This is a genomic window from Rubritalea profundi, assembly GCF_002954445.1.
Taxonomy (GTDB): Bacteria; Verrucomicrobiota; Verrucomicrobiia; order Verrucomicrobiales; family Akkermansiaceae; genus Rubritalea; species Rubritalea profundi.
The window spans coordinates 1145651-1170765 of the sequence record NZ_MQWA01000001.1 but is presented as its reverse complement, the minus strand read 5'-3'; the positions used below and the strand labels follow the sequence as shown (position 1 = coordinate 1170765).

22 protein-coding genes are annotated in these 25115 nt (G+C 48.8%); 11 read left to right on the top strand and 11 right to left on the bottom strand.

Annotation, left to right across the window (positions count from 1 at the left end; translation table 11 throughout):
• Positions 1 to 29 precede the first annotated feature (29 nt).
• Entirely contained in the window at positions 30 to 371 is a 342-nt protein-coding gene (locus tag BSZ32_RS05045; protein ID WP_129589601.1) for a hypothetical protein, read from the top strand.
• Positions 372 to 513: 142 nt separating this feature from the next.
• On the opposite strand, the gene BSZ32_RS05040 is transcribed toward BSZ32_RS05045, so the two are convergent.
• Both BSZ32_RS05040 and BSZ32_RS05035 read right to left on the bottom strand, forming a co-directional pair.
• Positions 514 to 2496, bottom strand: a complete 1983-nt coding sequence (locus tag BSZ32_RS05040; protein ID WP_105042423.1) for a BamA/OMP85 family outer membrane protein — start codon at positions 2494 to 2496, stop codon at positions 514 to 516.
• Positions 2496 to 6626 carry a translocation/assembly module TamB domain-containing protein gene (locus BSZ32_RS05035; RefSeq protein WP_105042422.1) on the bottom strand — a complete coding sequence of 1377 codons (4131 nt, stop codon included), beginning with the start codon at positions 6624 to 6626 and terminating at the stop codon, positions 2496 to 2498. The genes BSZ32_RS05040 and BSZ32_RS05035 overlap by 1 nt, the downstream gene beginning before the upstream one ends.
• Before the next feature lie 653 nt (positions 6627 to 7279).
• Between BSZ32_RS05035 and BSZ32_RS05030 the strand changes: the two genes are divergently transcribed.
• The 8 genes from BSZ32_RS05030 (at position 7280) to BSZ32_RS04995 (ending at position 15980) form a co-directional block, all read left to right on the top strand.
• The gene (locus BSZ32_RS05030; protein WP_105042421.1) at positions 7280 to 7477 is read left to right on the top strand and encodes a hypothetical protein; all 198 of its coding nucleotides are present in this window, start codon (positions 7280 to 7282) and stop codon (positions 7475 to 7477) included.
• Positions 7478 to 7604: 127 nt separating this feature from the next.
• Entirely contained in the window at positions 7605 to 7886 is a 282-nt protein-coding gene (locus tag BSZ32_RS05025) for a hypothetical protein (protein WP_105042420.1), read from the top strand.
• 331 nt (positions 7887 to 8217) lie between these two features.
• A complete protein-coding gene (locus tag BSZ32_RS05020) occupies positions 8218 to 8541 on the top strand; it encodes a hypothetical protein (RefSeq protein WP_105042419.1) in 324 nt (107 codons plus the stop codon).
• 112 nt (positions 8542 to 8653) lie between these two features.
• The gene (locus tag BSZ32_RS05015; protein WP_105042418.1) at positions 8654 to 10306 is read left to right on the top strand and encodes a hypothetical protein; all 1653 of its coding nucleotides are present in this window, start codon (positions 8654 to 8656) and stop codon (positions 10304 to 10306) included.
• A 2975-nt stretch (positions 10307 to 13281) separates the two neighbouring features.
• On the top strand, positions 13282 to 13878 hold the full coding sequence (locus tag BSZ32_RS05010; RefSeq protein WP_105042417.1) for a BRCT domain-containing protein: 597 nt from the start codon (positions 13282 to 13284) through the stop codon (positions 13876 to 13878).
• A 24-nt stretch (positions 13879 to 13902) separates the two neighbouring features.
• Complete coding sequence (locus BSZ32_RS05005) at positions 13903 to 14487, top strand: HNH endonuclease domain-containing protein (protein WP_105042416.1); 585 nt, start codon at positions 13903 to 13905, stop codon at positions 14485 to 14487.
• A gap of 57 nt (positions 14488 to 14544) precedes the next feature.
• Positions 14545 to 15243, top strand: a complete 699-nt coding sequence (locus BSZ32_RS05000; protein ID WP_105042415.1) for a hypothetical protein — start codon at positions 14545 to 14547, stop codon at positions 15241 to 15243.
• A gap of 194 nt (positions 15244 to 15437) precedes the next feature.
• Positions 15438 to 15980, top strand: coding sequence for a hypothetical protein (locus BSZ32_RS04995; RefSeq protein WP_105042414.1), 543 nt, complete (start codon positions 15438 to 15440; stop codon positions 15978 to 15980).
• Between the two features lie 122 nt (positions 15981 to 16102).
• Here the strand turns inward: BSZ32_RS04995 and BSZ32_RS04990 are convergent, their stop codons facing one another.
• Positions 16103 to 16468: a hypothetical protein gene (locus tag BSZ32_RS04990; RefSeq protein ID WP_105042413.1), complete on the bottom strand. Its 366-nt coding sequence runs from the start codon at positions 16466 to 16468 to the stop codon at positions 16103 to 16105.
• Between the two features lie 91 nt (positions 16469 to 16559).
• Positions 16560 to 17081 carry a hypothetical protein gene (locus tag BSZ32_RS04985; RefSeq protein WP_105042412.1) on the bottom strand — a complete coding sequence of 174 codons (522 nt, stop codon included), beginning with the start codon at positions 17079 to 17081 and terminating at the stop codon, positions 16560 to 16562.
• A 95-nt stretch (positions 17082 to 17176) separates the two neighbouring features.
• Here BSZ32_RS04985 and BSZ32_RS04980 point away from each other — a divergent pair, with 95 nt between their 5' ends.
• Both BSZ32_RS04980 and BSZ32_RS04975 read left to right on the top strand, forming a co-directional pair.
• The gene (locus BSZ32_RS04980) at positions 17177 to 17806 is read left to right on the top strand and encodes a hypothetical protein (RefSeq protein ID WP_105042411.1); all 630 of its coding nucleotides are present in this window, start codon (positions 17177 to 17179) and stop codon (positions 17804 to 17806) included.
• A gap of 10 nt (positions 17807 to 17816) precedes the next feature.
• A complete protein-coding gene (locus BSZ32_RS04975; RefSeq protein WP_105042410.1) occupies positions 17817 to 18311 on the top strand; it encodes a hypothetical protein in 495 nt (164 codons plus the stop codon).
• 52 nt (positions 18312 to 18363) lie between these two features.
• Here BSZ32_RS04975 and BSZ32_RS20010 read toward each other — a convergent pair whose 3' ends face one another.
• The 7 genes from BSZ32_RS20010 to pstC form a co-directional block, all read right to left on the bottom strand.
• Positions 18364 to 18492 (bottom strand): hypothetical protein, encoded by a 129-nt coding sequence (locus BSZ32_RS20010; protein ID WP_276308402.1) that lies wholly within the window; start codon positions 18490 to 18492, stop codon positions 18364 to 18366.
• 3 nt (positions 18493 to 18495) lie between these two features.
• Positions 18496 to 18789: a hypothetical protein gene (locus BSZ32_RS04970; RefSeq protein ID WP_105042409.1), complete on the bottom strand. Its 294-nt coding sequence runs from the start codon at positions 18787 to 18789 to the stop codon at positions 18496 to 18498.
• A 51-nt stretch (positions 18790 to 18840) separates the two neighbouring features.
• Positions 18841 to 20058, bottom strand: coding sequence for a tyrosine-type recombinase/integrase (locus tag BSZ32_RS04965; RefSeq protein WP_105042408.1), 1218 nt, complete (start codon positions 20056 to 20058; stop codon positions 18841 to 18843).
• A 263-nt stretch (positions 20059 to 20321) separates the two neighbouring features.
• Complete coding sequence (gene phoU / locus BSZ32_RS04960) at positions 20322 to 21005, bottom strand: phosphate signaling complex protein PhoU (protein ID WP_105042407.1); 684 nt, start codon at positions 21003 to 21005, stop codon at positions 20322 to 20324.
• A gap of 33 nt (positions 21006 to 21038) precedes the next feature.
• Complete coding sequence (pstB, locus tag BSZ32_RS04955) at positions 21039 to 21839, bottom strand: phosphate ABC transporter ATP-binding protein PstB (protein WP_105042406.1); 801 nt, start codon at positions 21837 to 21839, stop codon at positions 21039 to 21041.
• The gene (gene pstA, locus BSZ32_RS04950; protein WP_105042405.1) at positions 21833 to 22981 is read right to left on the bottom strand and encodes a phosphate ABC transporter permease PstA; all 1149 of its coding nucleotides are present in this window, start codon (positions 22979 to 22981) and stop codon (positions 21833 to 21835) included. Before pstA ends, pstB begins: the two co-directional genes overlap by 7 nt.
• A 4-nt stretch (positions 22982 to 22985) precedes the next feature.
• Entirely contained in the window at positions 22986 to 24974 is a 1989-nt protein-coding gene (gene pstC, locus BSZ32_RS19155) for a phosphate ABC transporter permease subunit PstC (protein ID WP_206018724.1), read from the bottom strand.
• Positions 24975 to 25115 lie beyond the last annotated feature (141 nt).

Below are 25115 nucleotides of genomic sequence, written 5' to 3'. Positions count from 1 at the left end.
AGGCGAGTCCTCAAAACCAATTATCCAAAATGACAACTTTATTAGAAACTACGAAAAATGTACCAGTAACGGCTCCTAGCGAGCTTGATCTTTTGATTGAACTAACCGCCAAGGAGCGAATCGGGCCAGTGATGCTGGTGCGCAACGTTCTGGCAATTCTTGATGAAGAGCCAGGCTTGTTGGTGGACACGGTGCTTCAGTTGACTGATTCAAACCGTGACTTCAGCGTGGTGACCAAGGCTGACTACCTTGCAGCCTACCAATCTGTGGCAAATGCCCCGCGTGTCCGAGCGCGGCAGGTGCTGCTCTGCGCTCTGCAGCAAAGTGCCAATCTTGCCGGTTACGGCGCGATAGAAGAGCAAGCCGCGTAGCAAATATTTTACGCCATAGATTGTGTTGAAACTACCCTTTGCCGAGGGTGAAATAGTGATGAGCCATGGGTCAAGACCCGTGGCTCGTTTTATTTGGTGTGGACGACAGGGCGCACTGACTTGAGGGGTCGGCTCCCCCAGCTTAGAAGCTGGCGCCGATGGTGAAGTGGAAGGTGCCTTTTGGCTCTTTGACCTTTCGGTTGAGATTGTACCCGTACTCGAAACGAATCGGACCGATAGGGAGGTGGATGCGAGCGCTGAGACCTACGGCTTGGCTGGGGCTACTGAAGTTGAGGTCTTCATAGTCGCTATAGACTTGGCCTAGATCGTAGAAGAGTGCGAGGTGGAAGGGTTTTCTAATTTCCCTAACGAGCTCGGCGCTGCCGACCCAGTAGGATTCACCGCCGAGCGGGTCGCCTGAGCCTGAGCGGGGGCCTAAACCGCGTTCGTCAAAGCTACGGACGGAGTTGGTACCACCGCTGAAAAATCGTCTATCGATTGGCAGTTTCTCTGAATTGGCCGGGACAATGGCGCCGACGTCAAAGCGGGAGATGAGGTAGGTATTTTCAAGTAGTTTTTTGCGGTAGGAGTTGTTGAGGTCGATTTTAAAGTAGGATGTGTCGGCGTCACCGATGATAGAGCCGAACTCGGTGAGTAGTTCACCATTGTAGCCTTGGTTGGGGAGGATGGGGTCGTTGCGAAGATCGAGGCTTTGTATGATACCGATCCGTGTGTTGAGGTAGTCATTTGGGCCGAGTTCCTCTTGTGTCATGGATGAGGATGAAGTGCTGACAAAGGAACTACCTAAGTATCCTCGTATTGAGTAGTTGTCCGTTGGCTGCCAAGTCCAGGATGCTTCTGAGCCAAGTTCATATTTCTCGTAACCATCTGGGCTGCGCTGTAGGGCGAAGGCTCGGAGGTTGAAGCTGATGTCTTCTCCTGCAAAGAACGGCTCAGTGATTCCCACTTCACCAAGCAAGCCACGTCCGGTGTACTCAGCACGAGAGCTGAACTGCCACATCTTACCGCTCAGGTTGAGGTCGCTGTAGGTAACTCCTAACACGAGACCTTCATAGGAATCCGTTCCAATGTAGGCACTGGTTGTGACCGTTTTTCCTTCCTCGAGTTCAATGTCCAAATCCAGAAATCCATCATCGTGTGGTACCGGTGTGACTACTACTTTTTTGAAAACACCGGTATTGAGTAACCTGTTAGTGGCCTTATCTGCTGCATCAGCATCATAAACCTTATTCCGCATAGGTTTGAAAAATCGAAGAATCCTGCGAGTTTGCGTGTCTTGATGTCCGGAGGCTGAGACGTCTCGAAGGATGTAGCGCTTGCCTTGCTTTATTTGGAAGGCAAGTGTTGTACGACTGTTGTGGTGTTCTGTGGTTACATTTACTTCGGCGAAATGGTACCCAGTTCTACGAAAGTAATTACTGACGTCATTGTTTATTTTGACGATATTTTCAGTAGTGGAGGGTTGCCCAATCAAAGTACTAAATTCTTTGATCATCTCTTGTTCAGTCGTGCTTGAAATCCCTGTAAATCTCGGACGAGTGAGGGAGTGGAGACCACCTTGGTCGATGTCGAGCAAGACGTGGATTCTGCCAGTTTCTATATCAACGTATTCATTTTCGACTCTAACCTCAGCTTGCCAAAAGCCGGAGGACTTCAGGTAGTTTTCAACATTGCTAGCTCCGCGCTGGGTGTATTCTTTGATGTAGGGGGCGTTCTTGAGGCCGACGAGTTCCCCTTCAACGATAGGCTGGTAGAAGTAGTTAGTCAGAGTTTCATTATCGAGAGTTGTCTGAGTTTGTGACTGCACAGCACCATAGAATAGTCTAGGACCGTTGTTGACCTTGAGAATGATGGTATTGCCGCTGATACTCCATTGAACATCTACTTGTGAATAGCCGCGTCTAAGAATGAGACGTTCGAGGTAAAATGCAGCATCATCGGCACGCCATGAGGTGGCTGGTCGAGCCGAAATATACTGTAGCCTAGGCTTGAGTTGGTCTTGGTAGAGCGGGAGGCTCAGTTTATCAACCCCGACAATTCGGACTTCAGCTGCGGACGCTATGCCGCAGAGGAGTAGGCTACAAATGGCGAAGACAATTTTCATTAGCGAAACTTCAGAACAAAGACAACGAGGCCACGAGTTTGCTTTTTCTCGTCCACTTGGGCGGTGATGTAGATGCGGTCGTTGAGTTTGATTTTTGCGGAGGAAAACTTTCGCCCAGTGAATCCGTTAGTTTCGTTAATGTTGAACTCGAAGTCATCGATGCTAGAGAGGATGACTTCCAGTATTTTAGTGCTATGCGACTGGCCAGATTCCTGTTTGATTTTGGCTAGAAAAAGTTGGAGAGCACGGAGTGTAGCTGCTTCCTTATTATTACTCAGATCCTGGGCTGTGACTCCCGTGGCGAGCAAGGTCATGATGTCATTTTTGGCGAGTGGCGGGAAGGAGGTAAAAGTCGTTTTAGGAGATGTCGCTAGTCCATAGACGAAGATGCTGGTGTCATAGTTACTGACGACTGATTTGCCTTGGATGTCGAGGGTGGGAATGAGGCCGTTCTTTGGGTGGAATTTGATTTCACCTTTGTGGATTTTGAGTGTGCTGAAGGGTAGTTTAGCGACCACATATTTGGCGTAAATAGTCCCGTCTAGGGCTGGTTCGGCAAAGGTTCCAGTGACCTTGACGCCCCCTTCGATCTGGCCGCCGGCGATGTTGCCCCGAATAAGCAGAGGATCCTGCATACTCACTTTGAGGCCGAGCTTCCATGCGTCGAATGGCTTGGGGATAGGGATCGTGAAATTCTTTGAATCGATGGCTGGAAGTTCAACCTTTGAGACGGCTGAACTGGGAACTCCGATGGGTAAAATATCGATATCCTTATAGAAGAGCGATTCGACGAATCCAATGTCGCCGCTGAGCGTTGCGTCTTCTAAGGTGCCAGCTAATTTGAGCTTAGCGTTGGCTCTGACAGAAATGGAGTCATTGCGGAAGACCATTGCATAGTCGGTCTTGGCGTTGACTTCAAAGAGTGGATTTTTGAGGTCTGCAAGGTCCACTTTAGCATCGGCTTGGAACAGGCCACCATTGACTGAGGCTTTCAAGTTTGCGGTGATTTTCCGGTCGGAGTTCGCTTTGAATTCTATGAGGATATCGCTGATGTCATCGACAGTATCATCAGCAATGACGAGGAGCGGGATTTCAATGCGTGTGTCGAGCTCGATCTGAGGGTCAAGCAAGGTGCCGGTGATCGTTGCATTGCCATCGAGGTGGCCGGTGACCTCTTTGAGTTGGGGAAGAAACCTCGCTATGCGGTTGAGTGGGAGTGTGTTTATCTTGAGCTTGCCGTCGACCTTGGACTCTTTGAGGATAGCGTCTAGATTTTCAGATTTTTGAACCCATTGAAGGGGGGTGAGAGGGATAGCTAAATCTAGCTTCATCCTTTGGGTCTTTGCTTCGGTTAGCACACCTGTGAAGCTGAGACGTTGGTCTTGGGTTTCAAAGTCGGCGAGCATGTGGAGCGGAGCGAGATCTTTATTGGCAATTCCTCGAAGCCCCTCAAGCTTTAGATTTCCTTTGATGTCAGGTTTGTGAGGCGATCCAATAAGGTCAAGGCTAAGAGAGACTGAGCCTTCAAGACCATGCATCTGTTTGATGTTATCGAGTTTTAGCCATTGGCTGATTTTCTGAATAGGCAAGAGTTTGGAGTCGGCATCGACTAACCATGGATTTTCTTGCGCCAAAAAACTCTCGAGTGAGTTGATCTCACGTGTGAATGGGATCTTGGCAATAATGGTTGAGATACTCTCCTCGCCCTTAGAAACTGAACCCTTATTGAGGTGGATAAACTGTCCATCCCAGTGGAGTTCAGCATTGGCTGTGAAATCGTCATGTCTGATTTGCAGGGGTTTGAGGGTGACTGATTCTGGCCATTGATACTCTAATCCAGTGGTGAGTTCGAAGGCCTCCTCTTTATAGCTGAGCTTTAGTGGTTCAAGAGTAAGCTTGCCAACTTGAGGAGCTTCCAGGTCTGAGTGACCGGTCCCTTGCCAGTGGAGACTGAGTGAGTTCTCAACTTTAAGGCCAGTGTCGTAGGCTGCGAGGAATTTATTGATCCAAAGCGGGTGTTTTTCTACGACGGCGATCTCAGCCTGATACTTGTCGTCGTCGAAGGTGTAGCTAGCCTCTATTTCTATAGGAATGGACTCTCCGTCTGTGGCTGTCACTTTTACAGTTCCTTTTTGTAGCTGGCTATAGACGGCATCTATCTGGATAGAGGGAACGGGAGTCTGGTCGATATTGACTCCGTCGATTTTCAACTGAGTATCGAGGCTTACTAGCTCGAAGTCGTCGACTTTGATCTTTCCTTCTAGCGCTACGCTGGTTTTCCCTAGCTCTAGCGCGTCAGGAAGTGCGTGGATGAGGCTTGGGATGTTGCCGAGTTCGGCGCAGCTGATTTGATACTTTAAATCGGTGTAACTCCACCAGTTCTCGGCAGCTAAGTTAGTCCATTTACCCACAAACTCAGCCTGTAGCGGTGCCTTCTTATAGAGGCTGTCTAGCTTTAGTTCGTATGATCCATCATTTTGGGTGAAATGAAGATGAGTGTCTTCGAGTTGGTAATTCTCGTCTTTATAGCTGATGCTCAGTGGTGCAACGGCAAGCTTGCCTGTCTGTGGGGCGGCGAGGTCTGAGTGGCCATTCCCTTTCCAATGGAGATTGAGAGAGTTTTCAATTTCCAGGCCAGTGTCGTAGGCTGCGAGGATTTTATTGATCCAAAGTGGGTGTTTTTCTACGACGGAGATTTCGGCTTCATACTTGTCGTTCTCGAAGGTGTAACTCGCATCAATTTGGATGGGAATGGCGTCCTCATCTTTGGCTGTCACTTTTACCGCCCCCTTTTTTAGGTGGCTATAGACGGCGTCGATCTGGATAGAGGGAATGGGAGTCTGGTCGATTTTAGCACCATCGATTTTCAACTGAGTGTCGAGGTCTACCAGCTTGAGGTCGGCGATTTTGATCACACCCTCGAGAGCTACGCTAGTCTCTCCTAACTCCAGTTTTTCAGGAAGTGTGGGAATGAGGCTTGAGATGTTGGCGAGTTTGGCGCAGTTGATTTGATACTTTAGATCGGTGTAGCTCCACCAGCTCTCGGCTGCCAAGTTCGTCCATCTTCCCACGAGCTCAGCGTGTAGCGGCGCTTTCTTAAACACGGTATCGAGCTTTAGATCGTAGTCTCCCTCATTTTGGCTGAAATGAAGCTTGGTGTATTCGAGTTGGTACTCGTCGTATTCGATATTTGCGAGATCTAGCCCACAGGAGATTTTCCATGTGGGTATAGGGTCGAGCCAGTTGTCGACTCTGGCATCGAGCGCGTTGAGTGAGAAATCGAATGGGAGTTCTAGCTGAAACCGTTGAGCCAAGGTTGCTGCATCGAGCGACCCACTATGCAATTTGGCTGAAATTTCCTCACTCATTTCTACTGATATTTCCGCAGTAAGAATCTGTAATTGGGCCGAGCCTTTGAGCTTAGCTGACCAATCAGCATGCGCTTCGAGTAGAGCCACATCGGGTAAAATTTCTAGCCTGCCGAGGTCAATTTTCGAGTCAGTCCAAATGAGATCCACATCTTGCAGGGGAGTTTCTATATGTTCGCTATCCTTAGTTTGGAACCCTACTAGATGGTAGCTATCGCTCTGCTTAGTATGATGGAGCGACTGCAATTGGAATTCAGCAAAAAGTTCGTCGTCTCTGAGAAGTGAGACATCAATGTCACTCAGCTGAATTGCTGGCTGGCGTACCCATTCCCTGACTAGAAAGAGAGTCTTCTTGATTTTTTGAATACTGGTTTCTTCATCAGATTCAGAGGAGACAAATTTGGAGAGGTCGATCACCATGGTGGCATCGTGGAGGGTGACTCCACGTACTTGCCCATGAATCAGCTCTCTGAATAGCCGGTAGTCGGCTGAAGCTTGGCTAAACTGGATTTTCTGCAAACCTCCTGTTCCAATGTAGTCAAATTGGCTGAGGGTGAAGCCAGTTCTCAAGGTGCCGTTGACTTTACAATCGCCTTCCATCTCTTGACTCAGCAATGCTTGATCAATCGCGTAGTGCACACCCCAGCGGGCGAGCGGGCCATTGAGCGCCCAGACTAAAACACATAGGAAGCCAGTGAGCCAAAGCAGTCGCTTACGCCATTTGCGTTTTGGTTTGGTTATTGGGCAGGGATCATCAAGCATACAGTTTTCGCTTATCTCCACAATACTGAGTGCTCTGGTTAGAGAGGTAAAGAAAAGTCTACGCTGACTCTAGGGTGGGGGAGGTGTTCAGTGGGCTGAGTTCAGTTTCCAGACCAGCACTCTGAAGAAAATTCCAACCGCGAAAATGCGAAAAAGGACGAAAGCTTTTTAAGTGACCAGCGCGATGAACTAGTTGCAGTCAATAGTTGCAGTCATTCGACGAATTGAAAAGTAGGGAAGTTTATCCGAAACGTGCGACACGTCACGGGGCTTTTATTGTTGACTGGCTTTAAATCCTTTTAGATTAAGCAGTTAAAGCGCCTTTCTCGCCATTTTGCGGAGTCCTCTCTACTCTCGGGATTTATCAAATAAGGCGGCAATAAGGGATCTAGCGTGCCGTAACCGTGCCGATTAAGTTGGCTAAAATACGGAAATAGAGCTCGCGATCCAGTTTGCTGGCAAGTTGTCACGGGAGGCGGGCGACGCGCTCACGGGCGCGCTAGTGGCTCTTATGGTGACGCGGGGCTAACGCGGAAAGGAACGAGAACACGGCCTAGGTTTATCGTTCACGGGCGCGCTGTCATTCATTATAGAAAAAAGCGCGATGCGGGAGGGATTAAGCGGAAAAGAGTTGAATCCTCAGCAGAGAGTATATGGAACTTCAAAAAAACATCACAAACGAACAACCAGTTCTCCTCTCTCGTATCGAGTTAGCGAAGCGGCTCGGTATTTGCCCCCGCGTGGTCTCGCAAGAGAGTCTCAGCAATCGAATCCCTTTTGTAACGCTGGGTAAGTCCCGCCGCTATGACTTAAAGGCTGTTCTCGAAGCGCTCGGCGCAAACTCTAAATAGATTTCAAACCTCTTATATTTGTGTGGGTTCATGGAGTCCCGAGTTTAGCTCGGGGCTCTTTTTTTTGGCTTGATTGCTCCAATTCTAGCGAAAACAAGTAAGAAAGAGTTGATTTTGCGCCTTAAATATGAAGAAAATTTTACCCATCCTAGCTATCTTGACCACGCTCGCGCCCTTGGTGTCAGCTCGTTCAGCGACTTGCCAGCCCGAGGCGAGCGGTGCAAAGAATCCCTACACGGGCAAGCGCTCTATCCGCTATATCGTGCCCGTACTAAGAGACGGCGAGGTTTACGCGGTCAAGCGTGGCAAGGTCTTGATTCTGACGCGAGCGCGCGCGGCCCGATACGGCGCTAAAGTCTTCGAGGATCGCAAGACCGCTTTCTCGTATGCTAAGAAAACAAAGCGCTAGGGCTAATCACTTTGGCGATTTATGACAACCTACAGAGGGCTAACCCGCAAGATGATTTAGCGTGTGATCTCTCAAGATCCCGACAAACAGCCGTTTGATTTAGCTCTTTTCACCCCGTGGAATTTGGAAGTTTTTTCCTCGTTTTAGCAAAATGAAAACCAATAGGACAAGGGGTTAGTGAGTTTTCTGGCGCAAAATGTAACACGCTAGAGTAGTAAAACGTGAAGAGATCTAAAAAAAGTCACCCGTTAGTAGAGAGCGACGTTTACACAGCAGCACCTCACTCAATGTAAAGCAAATAAAGCAAATAACGAAAAATAACAAATACGATATGAAAAACTACAACACAACAGGCACAACGACAAAAGCAGCTCCAACAAAAGCGGCAATAACGAAAGATGCTCCAACGGGGCTTTTACGCGTGGGTGTCCACTCTATCAATCTTGAAGCCGTTCGCTCGGTTAGCTTCTCAGGAGGTGTGGAGGTTAATTTTTTAGGTGGCGGCTCAATCAAGTTCAAACATCGCGTCTCGGGCCTCTCGAATCTGCTAGAGATTTTCGGGTTGCCAGCTCTTAAGGAAGCGCCAACGAACCACCCTTTTCATGCTGATGCGTTCAATAAAGCGCTAATCCCAGAGCTTAAAAGCTTTCAATAAATTTTTGATAATACGCAACACAACCGACCATAAACAGACCGAACCACTGACCACGGGACTCAGCAAGGCGACAAAGCCAATACTAAGTTAAAATCGAAACACACAAAATAAGATGAGAAATACAGAGAATGAAAAGATTGATATTCACAAAGGATTGACCGAGCTAATAGCTAGCCAAAAAGAGGGTTATCCGAGCGGCGTGGCTGGGGCATTGGCGCGAAACTTCACAGCTAACGCACGTTACTCAGATGTGGAGTTTAGCATAGCTGCAATGCTAGGCGTGGCTTCTAGTATCGCGTCGCGCTCGTACCATTTCGACCAAGACACGAGCTGCAACCTGTATATGGCTGTACTTGGTGACTCGGGAGCAGGCAAAGACGACATCACAAAGAATATTTCTAGGACTCTTGAGGCTATAGACAAAAACAACAGGACAAACTTTCTTGGACGTATGTGCCAAACTATGCCAGCAAGTAAAGAGGGAGTCACAACCGCTTTAGCAGATCGCGGTATTGGCTCGGTCACTTTCATGAAGTCAGAGATTGACAAATATCTAGCCAAAGCACAGGCGAACGAGACGAGCAAGCAAAAGGAGATCATTGACGAGCTACTGGAGCTTTATTCACAATCGAGCGCTAGCTACATCAAACGAGCGCCCGCGCGCGCTGATAAGGGTAATATTGCGCCTGATATTTGTGCACCTTGTGTGACACTTGTCGGCGAGGGCACGCGTGAGATTATGTATGACTCACTTTCTCAAGACTCACTCACGGGCGGGTTCGTTTCTAGGCTCTTACTGATCGAGAGAAAAGAGAAAGGCCGCAAAATTCAATCCTCCACAATGAGTATGAGCAAGGCAGTCGAGAACCTGAAGTACTGCGAAGCCGTGGGCACAGCTACGGAGATCGCGAAAGCTCGCAAAGCTTTTGACGAGTTCAAAGGGAGAGATGAAAACGGGCGGCTACCAATACCCGTAAAAGTCCTAGAGTCGTTGAGTCGCCTAGGGGATGAAGCCGAGGCTTTATGCTGTTACACTAGAAACCAGCCCCCGCATAGTGATTATTATGACATCACAGGCACGAGTGAAGATGTGCAAGATCCAAAAGGCTCGCAAGAAGTCATCACGCGGCCAACTACTAGCGCGCCTAACACGAGATCCGTGATCTTCTCCCCTGATGCTAAGGATTTTATAGACAAGATGGACGATGGAATTGACGCACAGCTAACTTTGGAAGGTACAACTCGCGGCGCCGCGTGGACAAGAGTTACGCTCAAAAGTAAGAAAGTCGCTTCACTTCTCGCTATTCTTGAGAACCCCACATTGCCTATCATTACTTTGGAGCAAATGGAGTGGGCATTCAAATGGGTTGACGGTCAGGCAAAGATACTATCGAGATCAGTTGACAATGGCGAGATTGGCGGGGGAAGCCTTGCCAAGCAAAGCAAAGCACTAAAGGAGGCACTGGTTCGCACGATTGACCAAAAAGAAACTACATCAATAAACAGCTGGAAACGACAAACAGGCAAAGCTCTATTAATTCAAGGGGTGCTCAGTGAGTCAATGATCAAGGCAGTTGCGCGGGCCAATTACGCGTTCAGCGCTATTGAGGGACTATCAAGGAGAAAGGACGCTGTAGAGGGGGCTGTTCTGGCCCTATGTGACGAGGGCTTTATACAGTCAGTGAAAGCGGACACACATGGGTTACCTAAGGGCATCTACTATTTAGTCAAGCCCGATGTATTGCCGCACGGCTTGCCAGCATAACCACGGGTTAACACTAACCACCAATCACCAGCCCCGCGCGTTCACACGTGCGGGGCTTTTCACGTCTATGAGCATCAAGGCGTGCTGACGAGGCGCGAGGCGCGCGCACATGAGAAGTCATGAGACGGGCCGCGAGCCCGTGTGAGCGATCCTCGGGGCATTATTGACCTAATAGCGGCGCGTGGCTTAATTGGGTGACCACATAATCGAGCGCGCGCGCGTTTGAGACATCCTAGCCTTCTAGCACCTTGCGCGCGTGGTGACTAGCCGCAAGCCCCTTGCGCGCGTGGTGACTAGCTTTGGGGGAATCGATAGGCTGAGCGTTGCATGTCAAGTCGCGCGCGCGTGTGTGTGTGGTGACCTGGTGACGGGTTGCGGTGGCCAATTTACCACAGAATGACAGAAAATAGTCAAAAATAGGGAAGAAAATAGGGAAAAATAGGGATGTGTAGGGACGTTCCCTACACTACTTTCTTTATACGGGGTATGGGCTACAGGGGATTGTGTAGGGAAATAGGGACTTTCCCTCTAAATGGGGGTAAAAAATATTATTCACGGGATTGAAAAAATGATCACAGGTTTCTGAAATATCATTCACGAAACTTGCGAGAAAAAATGCTCACTCCCATAGGTCACAATGAATAAATAAATAATAATATACTATACTATATATCTATTCTATCTACATAATCTTCTACAGACCATACGTGGTATAAGAAAAGGCGTGTAGGGACTCGTCCCTATTTTTCCCTATATATCCCTATTTTTTAGCGGGTTTTAACTATTTAACGTGGTAAACCAGCCTTCCTGCCCCGCTTTACGTGGTAAACTAACCCCCACGCCGCACGCCGCGCGCGCTTGCTGTGCCTTGCCGCGTGGTAACCAGCCATCAGCGCCGCGCTCGCGTGGTAACCTAGCCATCAGCGCATTGCCGCGCGTGTGGCAAAAATGGAGGCCACGCTGTGCAATTCGTGAGTTTTGCCGTTTTCCATGAGCGTTTTCCATACTTTCCATGCTTTCCATAATCACTTATGGAAGGTTTAGAGCATACCACGTAAGGGCTAGAGCGATAATTCCATAATTCCATGAATTTCCTTATAAAGGGAGAGAACACACCCCAAGAGAGGGAGAGAGGGGAGAGTAATCTCATATATATATATCTATCTATATATTATAGAAAGTATGGAAACTAGACTCTAACCCTTACTGTGTATACTCCAATCTTTCCATAAGAATTTATGGAAACTATGGAATGTTAGAGAATGAAACGAATAAACCCTTGTGGCATATAGCCTAGGTGTTCCATAATCCCGCGCCGCTCGTTCCTTTCATTTCTAACAACGAAACGCCCGCGCCCTTATTCCATATACTTCAAAAGCCCTAAGTGGCTAACAGAAACGACCATTCGCGCTCTTGCCGCGCGGTTTGGTCATGAATCGCTCGATAACTAAGTAAACAGATACCACTGCTATCTGTTTGAGCCTACTATCTGTAGCCAATAGCCAATAGCTAATAGCTGACACCCGCCGCGCGCCAATAGCTAATAGCCAAGCGCCGCGCGTCTCGTCTCAAACTGTGACTAAGGAATCCCGATGTCGAAATCACGGTATCGGGCTTTATTCGAGTTGAATCGTGTTCTTTATTATAATAAGTTTCATCTTCTTGTTATTATTGTTTGTTTATCTTGTTTAGGCGCTCACTCCCAGTTTGGTTACTTGGGGGTGAGCGCTTTTTCTGTATCAAGATCATGCATCGTGAATCGTGACCAATGAAGGCACGCGCGATCGCACACACACGCACGCACGCGATCCTACAAGCGACACCCGCACGTATGCAAACGCGTAGAACTCGACTCTTGCCGGCTGAGGTACGCGACACGGACTTGTATTGCATTTCGCGACTCCATACTAATGGCGAGCGCTTGCGACGCGCTCACGGGCGAATATGGACGATTGTAAGAGATTAGTTGTCATGATAGCTACTAAAGCCCTTTTCATCGACAGGTCTAGTCAATAGGCTGCCAGCGTAAGCGTGAGGGCCGTGGTATAGGGCGTGAAGCATGAGGGCGTGAAGCATGAAGGTGTAAGCATGAGGGCGTGAAGCATGATGGCGTGAGGCATGAGGCATGGAGCATGAGCTATAGAGCTAGAAGGCATGAGGTCGTGAGGGCATGAGGCGTGAGGGCGTGAGGGCCTACGGCATGAGGCGTGGAGGTCTATAGCACAGGGCTCAGGGTATAGGCATGAGGGCATGAGGGCCTACGGCATGAGGGCGTGGAGGTGTGTTAGTGCCAACACGTAAAGAAAACTCAATTTCCTTTACATGTCAGGAATGAGGGCGTGAAAGGCACCAGGTGAATGCGCGGGGGTGTGTCTTACGTCACGGGTCGTGCGTTTCTAACACGGGCACGGGTGCACAAAATTGTATAAAATCGGCACGCACGTTTCGAGGCGAGTGAGTCGAGTCGGGTCAAGTCATCGAGTGAGCATGTCGCGTAAGTGCTTAAGGTGTAGGCACTTATACCCCCCGTAAGGACACCTCTTTGGGTACCCTCTATGGTGAGTGTGCTGAAGGCTTTGGTCAAAAATCGAGAAAGTCTCGAAAATTCGTTCCTCGACCTATTAGCGCCCGCCAGCGCCTCGGAGCTCACCAGTACACCCGCGCCAAGTCGCGAGCCCGTGAGAGCGATCCTCGGGGCGAGTACGCGCAACCTCACAATGTGGCCAATACACTAGCCGCAAGGGTTTGCTACAATCGCGCACGCGCGCGCGGGCGCTATTCCTGACAAGTTCAAGACACACCACGACCGCACGCGCGCTACGAGCGAACGCGCGCGCCGCGCCCGCCTGCTATCCCAAACGGCCAAGCGGCTGGCGTCTTCTTTTGTGGCCTCTCTCCTGACTTCCACGGGCTCAAGCGGTGTATTAGGTCATATTGAGTGACACCGAGGAAAACATCTGCTAGATGTTTGGATTATGGACACTCCCTCAAATAGACAGCTCAAGTTTCTCAACTTCTTCAAGATTCAATACCCGCCTAATTTAAGGGTTGGTCAGATTGGATTGATGATAGGAAAAATCAGCTCGACTCCAGAATATTTGGAGCGTTGGCAAAAGTACGTTTATTTGACTGGGGATTATGGACAAGATCTTGAATTGAAAGCATTTGACCCAAAAGAACTGGATGCGCTAGAAATCCCTGATGAATGGAATGAGGCTGATGGAGTCCAGAATTGGAAGGATCAGCAGATTCAAAATGAAATGGGTGAAGATCAGAGCCCATTTGATAAGCCTGAGCCAGCCATAGAATTTGAGGGCAAAACCTTCATGTTCACGGGTAAATTCTCTTTTGGTAAACGTACCGATTGTGAAGCTGCGATAGAATCCAAAGGTGGGATTGCCTCAAAATCTAAGTCAGCCTCATCTGTGGACTATTTGGTGATCGGTGAGAATGGGAACCCCACATGGAAAAAGGGTAATTATGGATCGAAAATTGAGAAAGCCATTTTGACTAGAGTCAAGAAAGGATCTCCCGTTATCGTTGGTGAAGGTCATTGGTCTAAATCCCTCTAGGGGTTGCCTAGCTGATTCAAGTTCATGAAATCAATCATCCTGCTCATCGCGCTCATTCTGCCCTTGGTGGCTTCCGAGCTTCCAAGCTATCAGGATTTATCCTCACTAACGAATCCAGAGAAACTAGCCACACTCAAAAAAGGCAATCGCTCAGGTAATGCTAGGTTCAAGAAGTTGATGTACTGGATTCACGAATACGAGGTTCAAGGCATCAAACCTAAAGCTTTCCTTGCTGAACTCTACAATTGCCACGACTCCGCCCCATACGCTAACACTCGCCACGTCTACGCGCCTTTGACTGAGAAGCTGAACCTTGAAGCACAATACAGACTTGGCAGAGCTTACGGACTCTACACCGCAAGCAATCTAGTCCTTTTAAGAAAAGGTAATGCCGCTATTGTTAGCAAGGGGAAGTATACTGGCGAGAAGATCGAAATAGATCACTTAATACCATACAGCAAAGCACCTGAGTTAGAGAACTCGATGGCAAATTTAACTTGGCTTCCACGTACTCTGAACCGCAAGAAATCGGCTAAGGTGACTAATGGAGCCTTGAGGCGTGAGAAGGCTTTGAAGGCTGAAGTGGGCTGGGTATGGAAGGGTAAGTGATTCTTGTTTTCCTAGAAAATGTTTGCCAGCTATAAAGCAATACTCTAACAATAAGGTGTGAAACTTATCTCCCTATTGTTGATTGCTTGTAGCTGTTCTCTTTTAGCAGCTGAGAAACCTACTTTTGAAACATTGACCACTGAGAAGGGGGATGTTTACCACGCTGTAACAGTGATGACTGTCAAACCAGATAGTATCTTTATCATGCACCGAGATGGAGGCCGTAATATCAAGGTAGAGGATCTATCGGCCGATCTACAGAAGGAACTAGGTATTGAGCTGAATGACGAAGCTAAGGAATACAGAGTGAAAGTTAATGCAGCAAGAAAAAGGCAAGCCAAGGCTGATCACAAGGCCTACCAAGAAGCTAATGAGAAAAAAAAGGCTGCCAAGTTAGCAAAAGAAACATCCGACAGAGAACAAAAATTAAGCGTTAATGCCCGACTAAAAGTCATTCAAGTCACTGATGGTGGTTTATTGTGTAAAGTTGGGTGGGGGTATGAATCCACTAACAGAAACTCAAAACTGGTTACAGATGCTTTCGGTCGAACTAAAACAGTTTACTCAAAACCGACAAAAAACATGAATTACCAGATGTATCAGGACGAGTGGATTCTACTGAGAGGTGACTACAAGGTTATAGACGGTGATATTTTCAATGCGACGATTATTGAAGATGGAGTCTATAAATATAAAAGCGTTACTGGTTCAGGCAAGACGATTCAAGCATATCGCCTCGCGGAGAATATAAAATAAGACCTTACGGTATAGGGCTGTTTATGAGTCCACGTCAGATACGAAGTCAGACTAGAGCTTCCATGTGTTGATTCTAACTAATTTTTTGATTCAAGGATTCAGAGTTCATTTAATATATTCAACATAACCCAAAACCTAAGTGCACTGAAGATCAGCGATTGGTGCGCTTTACGTTAGCTTAAAATATTACAAATATGTCTAACCTTTTAGATTTGAAACGAGAGCTTCTCTTATTGAAGCAGCAAGGGCGTAAATTTATTTCCTTAGACCATGTAGTCGATTACTGTGATCTAAAAGACACTGAGACCAATGATGATGATGCTAGTGAAGCACGAAGAGGTCAATATGAGCATGATATGGAGCTGTGGCGTGAAGGTTCTATCGATTTACGAGAATCAGCACGTGTAGTAAATGAATCAGCATTTCACGCACTCAGAACATTAGTAATTGTAGCTGGAGGATCATCAGCTGCATTGTTGGCATTCTTAGGATCTATTTGGACTAAGGCCGACTCTGAAACAAAGGCTAGCTTAGCCGATGGATTAGCATATTTTGGAGGAGCTTTGATTGGAGCATCTCTCGCTTATGGACTAACATATTTGACCTTACTGTCCTTTCATGAGCTGGACTGGAATATTCGAGGGAGTATCCTGCGAGGTGCCATTATTTTCTTAGTTGTAGCGTGTTACATTTCTCTATGTCTTGGGGTACGAGCTTGCTACGTATCCATAATCTAATTTGCATAACCTTCTCATGGAAGACGCGGCACCAATCGCGGATCAGCTACGAGAGCGCCGCGCGACACGCAAAAAGCCCCACGCGATCAAGTCGCGTGAGGCTTGTGAAAGTTGTTTAGCTCCTAGCCGAGGGCTTTGATTTTGCAGTCCAATAACTTGACCGCTTTGCGTGCTTCAATTCGTTTCGCGCCGGCTGAAAGGCTGGCATACATCAACGACAAGGCTTTCTTTTCTGTCTCAAGCTCGGCACGCTTGCTCTCGAGGGGGCTGAGAGTGCTGACAGGCGCGGGCTTAGGCTTGTCATCCTGCTTTGGCGCTGGCTTTGGAGTTTCCACGGGATTAGACGCGGGAGCTGTGGGCTCGTCCTGTTTGGGTTCGTCCTGTTTCTTAATCTCAGGATTTGCAATTTGAGCTTTTAAGGCGGCGATTTCGAGCTTTTGCTCTGCGATCTTATCGGTGCTTATTTTGTCGGTGAAAACGAGGGACATAATTTTATCTATTTGTATGTGTTTTGTGTTTGTGTGATTTTGGCATAAGCGGCGCGAACCGAAGTCCACGCCGCCACATGCCAAGAAATTTTTACGCTTTGCAGATGGATGCAATGCGCGCGTTGCGGCGCTGAACCACCTGATTTGCTGCGCGCCGCGCCTCGGCGAGTTTGATTCCTGCCGGTGACGCTTGAAATTCAGCGTCTTTTCGTGCCTTAGCATCAGCCTCGGCCTTCGCTTGAGATTTTGCCAGCTTGGTAGCAGCCTTGATCCGTGCCGCGTCGCGGGCGTCCTTCTCCTCGGGGCTCAGTGGCTGATTTAGCGCCGCTTGTAAGCGACGCTTGCGGCGGGTGGCTGCGTGAGCAAATTCCACATAAAGGAACTCCTCGCAATCGTGTTCATCAAAAGCGGCGACTGAGCTGATGAGCTTCTTATAGGCTTTCTTTAAAATTGGAGTTTCGCGGCTAATAGCGATACACTTAAATGAAGGGGTATCGTCACCCATAATAATGGTGCTTTGTCCTAAAATCATAGCCTTGGGCGTGTAAGTTCCGCCAGCCTTGCCCACGAGTGGGAGTGAAATTGCCTTGTCGTTTTCTGTGTCTGTATTCATTTTCTTTTCTTGGTGTAGCTCGCGTTAGTCGAGAGCCGTCACTTAAGATCTGAATGCAACCCTGCTTTTGTCCTGATTCTTCCCAAATCGTCCCGATGATTGAAAAGCCACCCTTTAGCATGGCGAAGAGTAAAACGGCGAGCACGGTTAAAATATCAGGCAAACAACTAGCGACGATCAGTAAGCGGAGTTTCATCGGCGTGACCGCGCTCCGGGCTATGCTGAATCGCGGAGTAAACATCCACAGCCATGAGGCAATAGCTGAGGAAATCTTGAATCAGCCAGCGAACAGAAGGCCAAAATCGTGGCGGTTTGGATTTGTGGCTGAGTTCTCAAGTAGGGGAGAAGCTCGCGAGCAAGTGGACGCGCTCGAGGCTCTAGAGCTTGAGGGCTTACCCGAGATCGATATGGATCAGGAACTCAAGCGCTTGAATAGTTTGCTTTCAGAGACGACAGATCCCGACACGGTTGACATGCTCGCCAAGAAGATTTCGAGCCTGCACAAATCTGTGGTCACGCAAGCCAGGCTCGATTCGCTCGTCCCCCGCGGCGTGGTCGATAAGCAAGAGGCTCAGGCGATGCAATTAGTTCGCAAGCATCTAGCCCCGCTTTATCTCGACCTTCCCCGCTTGCTGATAAACCTCGAAGTGAGCGAGTTAACTCAAGCGATTCAAGCAAATGTGGAAACGTCAGTTCTCAAGCTTCAAACAGCACTAGCAAACTAATCAAAAATTTATGGCAAATAAACACACAGAATCAAGAGAGAATCTAATCCAAGCGATAAGGGCGTCTCACGCGAAAGCTGAGCACGACGTAGCATGGGCTAGACGCGCAATGGACAAGGCAATAGCTAGCAAGCTGGAGACTGCTGCGCTCACGGAAACTTATTCAAGAAAGGCCAAGCATACGATTTGCCACGATCTGAGGGGCATCATGAGCGGCGAAGAGGTAAAAGACCATATGTGTTTACATCGCATATCCAAGCGGCGGGCCCTAAAATCTGACAAAAGACAGCTTTCTATCGTTGGGCTACTGGACAAAAGCGTCCGCAACGTGGCCACGAAGGTTCAGCCATCGAAAACCGTGAGCACGATTATGACAAAAACCAGCAAGGAGCTCACGAAAAAACTCAGACAGCGACCCGTCACCGCGTGGACAGTCGAAGAGAAGGAGAACTTCAAGCGATCGCTCGCGCCCTATTTGCAGATCCTGAAAGAGTCTCAAGAGTAAGGCATAAAAAAGCCCGCGATAGAGTCGCGGGCTTTCGTGTCTTATAATGCTTCTAAGGCTCAGGAATAGGTTCCACGGGCTCGTCTAGTGGCAAAGGGAAATCCAGCGGCGTGTCGAGCGGCGTGTCAACTGGGGGCGTGTCGAGTGGTGGCGTGGCGAGTGGTGGGAAGTGAAAGCGCATGATCTAGTTTTTTGAAAGGCTAGATTTAGGTTTGCTAGTTGTTTGACCATCGATGAACCCTTGCTGGCGTGCTACTTTCTTCGTGAGGTCTACTAAGTCGCCCCGCAATTCCTTGCGGTCATTCTCGTAGTCCATTGTTGCCGCTTCGAGTTTTGAAATCTTGGCGCGTACTGTATGCAAGCCACCTTGCATAAACTTGCGGTTGTCGTGGTGTAAGCTGCCAATGGCCGCCGCAAGTGTGATTGCCACACTGAGAGTTATTGTTGTGACCTTCTTATTCAAATTCGTTTTATCCATTACCAAAGAGAAGATTTCAACCGAATCTGGCAAGATTGGGAGCTTACAAAGCTAGATTCCGTGGATGTCAAACAGGCTCAGGTTTTGCTTATACGTCGCGGGCGCGCGATAGCTGAAATACTCCTTGCTCAGGGCTTTAGTGGCTAGCCCGTCATAATGTGCACGGATGACGCTCGGGCTATTGCCACAGGCGGTTGCCGTGGCTTCAATCCCATTCAGCGCGGCGCTGTAGGTGATGCAAGTCTTTCTCATGCCGTTGTTAAGAATCGCGACCCCGCTTCTCGCGGTCGCCTTATTGCGCGCGTTTTCGATTCGATATTCTGTAATTTTGCCGATGCGATTTTCCGCGGGGACAAGCTCAATAAAAGAGAACGCCATTTCGTTAATCGGGACGGCTCGATAGCCCGTCTTTCCTGACACACGTACAAGGCTGCTTTCGCAATCTTCGCCAAGCTCAATGTCTGACCAATCTAATCTCTCTATCTCGGACGTGCGGAGCCCAAGCGCGAAGCCTAGGGCAAATGGTATCGCATCGAGAATGTTTAAGAATCCATCTCCTAAGAACGTAGCCACATCCTCAGGCGAATGAGACTGGGGGCGCGTGTGTTCGATCCTTACGTGCTCTATGGCTTTGTAGGGGTTATCGCTCTCTAAAATCCTCTCGCCTCCTTTTGAGGATATTAGCCAAGAGTACAGGGAGCTTGTGCGTGTTAGGGCAGCATTCCGCGTAATGGGGACTTTTATCAAATCGAGGAACTCCTCGGCATGCGCTCGCGTTGTCTTGCCTATCGAGAGCTTGCCTATCTCCAACTGAGAGTTTGAGGGTTTAAATTTAGCCCACCTAGCAAGAGCGCCGCGGATCGTGGAGACGTGGCGCGTGCCTGTCCGCTTTTCAAGGGATAGCATAAACTCGTCGATGGCTTCTTGATTGTTGACCTTGTTAGCTTTTGCTATCGCCACATGAGTATATGAATTGACCACATGGGCTAGAGTGGTTCCGCTCTCTATCGCGCCAGACTCAAGCAAACTGTGAAACAAGCGCAAGCCTAGCACGTCGTCGGGGGCTACGTCCCACTTGCTCCCATTATCCGCAAGGCTTCGATTTGCCTTGGCTGTGATTTTCTTTGCTTCCTTCTCTGTGGCTCTTATCATCTTCCTGCGCTTAGCTCTCCCACTTTCAGGGCATAAAATCGAATAGCTGATTCGATACTTGCCAGCATCTTTTCCGCCCACGACCTTGTGGTAGACTGCTTTTTTCAAGGTGTTCATGGCGAAAACGTAGTCACAAAAGGGGAATAGGGCAAGAAAATAACTTGCCGAAAGCGTGCGCGTGCATTTCTTGAAAGTTTTTTTCTTTATAGATAAAGGCGCTTCAGGGGGTGTCGTGCGTCTATCCGAAACGTCCGGCTAGCTTGACCGCTCGGAGCGCCAATCCCTAGCTTGGAAGCTAGAACCCTTCTTCTAATGAACCGCACAGATTGAGTAACCTGTGGAATCCACGAAAAGATTCTTTATAAGAAGGCAGTTGGTCTTTACTCTGGGAGTTCACCGCCGTGGCGGATGTCGGTGGCGGTTTCCATGTAGACGACGTCTTCCGCGATGTTGACTGCGAGGTCGCCGACGCGTTCAAGCCAGCGAGAAATGAAGACTAAATGAAGGTAGGACTTATGGGCTGCGGCTTCACCTTCGAGACATTTGGTGAGTTGCTTTGTTGCTTTCTTGTGAAGTTTGTTGAGCTCTACATCAGCGCTGATTACTGAGAGAGCCAAATCTTGATTGCCGTCTGAGTATGCGGTGAGCGCATCAGTTAGCATGCTGTTAGCGTGCTTAAAGATGGGTTCTATTAGTGAGACTTCTGGTAGCTCGGGGCTACGTATGAGTTTACGGCTGCGTTTCGCGATGCTGACTGCGTGGTCAGAGATGCGCTCGATGACGTTGGTGATTTTCATCGATGCCACCACCACTCGCAAGTCACTGGCGAAGGGACGGTATTTTGACATAATAATGAAGCCATCGTCGTCGATTGAGATCTCTAGTTGGTCTACGTCTTCGTCGTCTGCGATGACTTTATTGCAGAGTTCGGTGTTGCGATCGAACAGTCCTTGGAGCGAGCCTTCTAAGTTTTGTTGCGCAAGACAACCGATGTTGATGGTCTTTTCTTTGAATGCCTTGAGAGCTGAATCAAATTCGCTGAGGATGTGTCCGCCAGTGTGCATAATGTGATAAGTTGTTAGTGTGAATAATGTGGTTTAGCCGAATCGGCCAGAAATGTAGTCTTCGGTTTGTTTGACTGAAGGATTGGAGAATATCTTGTTAGTGTCACCGTATTCAACGAGTTCACCGAGGTAGAAGAATGCTGTGTTGTCTGAGATGCGGCTAGCTTGCTGCATCGAGTGAGTCACGATGACGATGGTGAAATCGCGTCTTAGTTCAGAAATGAGCTCTTCGACTTTTGCTGTAGCAATCGGATCGAGCGCGGAACAGGGTTCGTCCATCAAGATAACTTTAGGGCTAACAGCTGTGGTGCGAGCAATACAAAGTCGTTGTTGCTGCCCTCCAGAAAGTCCGAGGGCTGAGTCCTTAAGGCGGTCTTTAACTTCATCCCAGAGAGCGGCACCTTTGAGAGCTCGCTCGACGGCTTCATCTAGGGTGCTTTTATTTTTGATACCTTGGATGCGTAAACCATAGGCGACATTCTCGTAAATGGATTTTGGGAATGGATTGTATTTCTGGAACACCATGCCGACTTGCTTGCGCAGTTCGATGGCATCAACATCAGGCGCATTGATATCCTGTCCCATGATGTTGATGGATCCACGCGTGATTTTAGATGTCTCGACCAGGTCGTTCATCCGGTTGATACAGCGCAGCAGGGTGGATTTACCACAGCCTGAGGGCCCAATAAAGGCGGTCACCTGTTTTTCTGGGCAGTGGAGTGAAACTCCTTGGATGGTTTCTGTCTTCCCCTGATTATAGCTGAAACCAAGGTCATCGATGTTGATCAATGCTGGATCAGTGGAGCTGTCTTGAGATGTGGGTGAGGCTACCATTTGTTGCGTTTACGGATGCGGCTACGAAGAACCATAGATATGAGTGAGAAGCCCATGACGAGCAGGAGGAATACGAGGATGGAGCCGTATTGCATCGGCTTTACGTATTCGCTGTCCGGGAACTTCGCGAGAGTGTAGATATGAAAAGGTAGAGCCTGAACGGACTGTGTTAGGAACGACCAAAACCCTTCGTCAGCGAGCACTTCTGTTGGGAGCTTGCTTTTATCACTAGCAGCAGCAGTGAGCATGATGGGAGCCGTTTCACCAGCAACTCGGGTGATGCCTAACACTGAAGCGGTGAGGACTCCTGGTAGGGCGTAAGGGAGAACGGCGGTGCGGATAGTTTGCCAGCGGGTGGCGCCGAGTGCAAATGCTGCTTCGCGGAAGCCTTTAGGGACAGCGCGGAGGCTTTCTTCACAGGCGGTGATGATGACTGGCAGCACCATGATGGCTAGAGTACACCCACCCGCGAGGAGCGATTGTTCCCAACCTTCAAAGCTGATGTAGCCGCCACCGATCGAGAATGCGAAGAGACTGCGGTCGGAAATCTCTGTGACGTAGTTCGGCGCCATGTAGCAAAAGACCCCCCAGCCGAAGAGCGCGTAAACGATGGACGGGACGCCTGCTAGGTTAAGAATGGCAAGTCTGATGAGAGACATGAGCTTGCCTGTACCGCAGTATTCACTGAGGTAAATAGCAGCCGAAACACCAATGAATAGAGCAATGGCCATACAGATGGTAACCAGTAAGGCTGTACCTAAGAGTGGTCCAAGAATACCACCACCACTTGCTGTGTAGTTGTGGATGTCGATGACTTCGATGGTTGGGTTTTCGATCACCCAGATGTCGTGTTTTTCTTGAGTCATCGAATACTCGTTTCCAGCTGAGTCGTGCCAGACCGTGAGGATTTGTGGGCTCTCTGTGAAAAATTCTGTATTGATGAAGGGGGCTTCGCTTTTCACTAAGGTAGGTACACCCTTGATGAAAATGTCACTAAAGATAAAGAGAGCGCATGCTATGATGATATAGGTTGCCAGGCGCAGAAGGTTGATGCCGAGCATTTCCTTACGCTGGAACCAGCCTTTCTTCTTTTGAAAAGGATTACAGCTAGGTGTGAGGGGAGGATTGATGGATTCTCTCATGAGCTTAGGCTTTGTTACGGTTGATGATGCGCTGGCATAAACTGTTGATGGTAAGTGAAATCATAAACAGCACGAGCCCTACCATGAATAATCCTTCCCAGAGGATGGAGCCTGGGACGGCCTCACCATTTTCTGAAGCTATGATGCCAGTCATAGTGTGCACGGACTGGCCGATGACGTCAAAACCGGCAGTGAAGTCAGGCATTTTCGCCATATTTCCTGCGACTAACAGAACCACCATAGTTTCCCCTATAACCCGGCCGAAGCCTAACATCACTGCTGCGATGATTCCTGATAGAGATGCTGGAACGATAACCTTTAGCGTGGTTTGCAGTTTGTTGGCACCCATCGCTAGAGATGCTTCGGCATGTGCTTTGGGCACATTGTTGAGAGCATCCTCAGCGAGAGTGAAGATGGTGGGGGAGGCCATGAAGGCGAGTAGGATTCCAGCGAGAAGGACATTGAGTCGATCGGCGATTGGAAATCCTGGGATCCATTGAAGCCAAGCAACCTGGCTGATGTCCTTGAGTAATCCTGCTACCACAAGAACACCGAAGAGACCGAGAACAACGGAGGGAATTGCCTGAATGAATTCGATGGTTGGTTTCAGAATTCCAGCTTCACGCTTGTTGGCGAATTGATTGACATAGATAGCAGCACCGACAGCGAGGGGGATGGCAAAACACATAGCGACTGCCGAGATGAGCAATGAGCCTGTAAAGAGAGGGAGGATTCCGAAGAGACTTTGGCGACTGCTTCCTGTGTTCCAAACTGAACCGAAGAAGAAGGCCTTGAGGCTATCAAATGTGGTGAGTTCCTCATCGTGTCTCCAATTTTTGAGGATCTCTCGGTTCTCGGATATGATGGGGTCGAATTCGACTAGGAGCTTGTTGGCGAGTGTGACGGAGTCTTTGGCTTCTTGAGTGACGATGCTTTCAACTGGGATCATGGAAATCCCAGCTCTTAGCTCTTCCTTCATGGTGCCGACTGTGGCGTCGTGCTTCTTGAGCAGTGCGTAGACCGGTAGAATGCGGGCATTCGTGTCGACTTTGATAATGGTTGATTCGGCGGTGTTGATTTGCTTTTTGCGTTTGGCCACCTCTTCCGCTGAGGTGCCAACTTTTTGAATTTTCTCTAATCCAGTTGTAAGAGTCTTTACTGATTCTTCGGCTTCTCGATTTTTCTTAAGAAGATCGAAAGTGGCGAGGGCGTTTTGTTCGATTGCTTCATGCAGGGTATTGAGGTCCTTAGCTGATGCCTTGCAGTGATTGAGAGCCTTGCCGTAGTCTCCCATTTGGCTGTTGATGTCCTTGTTAATGGCTGCGATGGCTGCAGGCGTGGTGTAGTCATCGAGCGCGTACTGTTGCGCATAGCCGATTGCTTGTGCTAGAACTTCCTCGGAAATATTTTCGAGACTTTCGATGCGTAGCTTGACAGGATCGAGCAGTTCTGCGGCTGGGATGGCACGGCTGGCAGCATCGATCTTGGCCTTCAATCCCACGGCCGCTGCCGCTTTTTCAGGGCCGTCATCGAGGTTAAGGTAGGCGTCGATCTCGTCTTCAAGGGCGTCATCGGCTAATGCCTCTAGTTCTTCGTAAACATAAATGACAGCTTCTTGCTGACCGAAGCTGTGACGCTTCTCGTGGACGAAACCAGTGCTGAGGATGTTGTAAATTCCTTGGTGTCCTTTGGTTTCGTCAGCAATGATGTTCGAAAGTTCGATGCCTGAGCGGCGTGCATCTTTGAGCTCAGTTCTGTAGTGTGGCACAAAGCCGATAGCGGACTTCCATAGGAATAAGCAGATAAAGAGGAGAAAGAGAATTGCGAGGTAGGCATTGCCCCCAAAGAAGCCTTTAACCAGACCATCAGTGCCGAAGTTGAGCCCCATGATGCGGAGGCCTCTCTTTCTTTTGAAAAGTGACTTGCTAGCAACCTCACTCGAAGCTGTTTGCTTGAGCTTGGCGCTTTTGTGTTTGTCTGTGTTGGGCACCACGGACTCATAGTGGGTGAGGGAGTCGGGGAGAAGAGATCAAATGTGTCACTAATGACACATTTGTGTAGTGCGTATATGTAGGGTTAGTTACGTGGATTTCATTGCTGGTTTCTTGAGGAATTTCGGAGTGGTAATTATTTA

What these genes read in the sequence shown, in the direction of transcription:
- BSZ32_RS04990 (WP_105042413.1), bottom strand. Translation starts at nt 16,468, where the DNA reads ATGTCCCTCGTTTTCACCGACAAAATAAGCACCGATAAGATCGCAGAG.
- pstA (WP_105042405.1), bottom strand. Translation starts at nt 22,981, where the DNA reads ATGAGAGAATCCATCAATCCTCCCCTCACACCTAGCTGTAATCCTTTT.
- BSZ32_RS05030 (WP_105042421.1), top strand. Translation starts at nt 7,280, where the DNA reads ATGGAACTTCAAAAAAACATCACAAACGAACAACCAGTTCTCCTCTCT.
- phoU (WP_105042407.1), bottom strand. Translation starts at nt 21,005, where the DNA reads ATGCACACTGGCGGACACATCCTCAGCGAATTTGATTCAGCTCTCAAG.
- pstB (WP_105042406.1), bottom strand. Translation starts at nt 21,839, where the DNA reads ATGGTAGCCTCACCCACATCTCAAGACAGCTCCACTGATCCAGCATTG.
- BSZ32_RS04965 (WP_105042408.1), bottom strand. Translation starts at nt 20,058, where the DNA reads ATGAACACCTTGAAAAAAGCAGTCTACCACAAGGTCGTGGGCGGAAAA.
- BSZ32_RS04980 (WP_105042411.1), top strand. Translation starts at nt 17,177, where the DNA reads ATGATTGAAAAGCCACCCTTTAGCATGGCGAAGAGTAAAACGGCGAGC.
- BSZ32_RS05045 (WP_129589601.1), top strand. Translation starts at nt 30, where the DNA reads ATGACAACTTTATTAGAAACTACGAAAAATGTACCAGTAACGGCTCCT.
- BSZ32_RS20010 (WP_276308402.1), bottom strand. Translation starts at nt 18,492, where the DNA reads ATGCGCTTTCACTTCCCACCACTCGCCACGCCACCACTCGACACGCCC.
- BSZ32_RS05005 (WP_105042416.1), top strand. Translation starts at nt 13,903, where the DNA reads ATGAAATCAATCATCCTGCTCATCGCGCTCATTCTGCCCTTGGTGGCT.
- BSZ32_RS05040 (WP_105042423.1), bottom strand. Translation starts at nt 2,496, where the DNA reads ATGAAAATTGTCTTCGCCATTTGTAGCCTACTCCTCTGCGGCATAGCG.
- BSZ32_RS05035 (WP_105042422.1), bottom strand. Translation starts at nt 6,626, where the DNA reads ATGCTTGATGATCCCTGCCCAATAACCAAACCAAAACGCAAATGGCGT.
- BSZ32_RS05015 (WP_105042418.1), top strand. Translation starts at nt 8,654, where the DNA reads ATGAGAAATACAGAGAATGAAAAGATTGATATTCACAAAGGATTGACC.
- BSZ32_RS05025 (WP_105042420.1), top strand. Translation starts at nt 7,605, where the DNA reads ATGAAGAAAATTTTACCCATCCTAGCTATCTTGACCACGCTCGCGCCC.
- BSZ32_RS04975 (WP_105042410.1), top strand. Translation starts at nt 17,817, where the DNA reads ATGGCAAATAAACACACAGAATCAAGAGAGAATCTAATCCAAGCGATA.
- BSZ32_RS04970 (WP_105042409.1), bottom strand. Translation starts at nt 18,789, where the DNA reads ATGGATAAAACGAATTTGAATAAGAAGGTCACAACAATAACTCTCAGT.
- BSZ32_RS05020 (WP_105042419.1), top strand. Translation starts at nt 8,218, where the DNA reads ATGAAAAACTACAACACAACAGGCACAACGACAAAAGCAGCTCCAACA.
- BSZ32_RS05010 (WP_105042417.1), top strand. Translation starts at nt 13,282, where the DNA reads ATGGACACTCCCTCAAATAGACAGCTCAAGTTTCTCAACTTCTTCAAG.
- BSZ32_RS04995 (WP_105042414.1), top strand. Translation starts at nt 15,438, where the DNA reads ATGTCTAACCTTTTAGATTTGAAACGAGAGCTTCTCTTATTGAAGCAG.
- BSZ32_RS04985 (WP_105042412.1), bottom strand. Translation starts at nt 17,081, where the DNA reads ATGAATACAGACACAGAAAACGACAAGGCAATTTCACTCCCACTCGTG.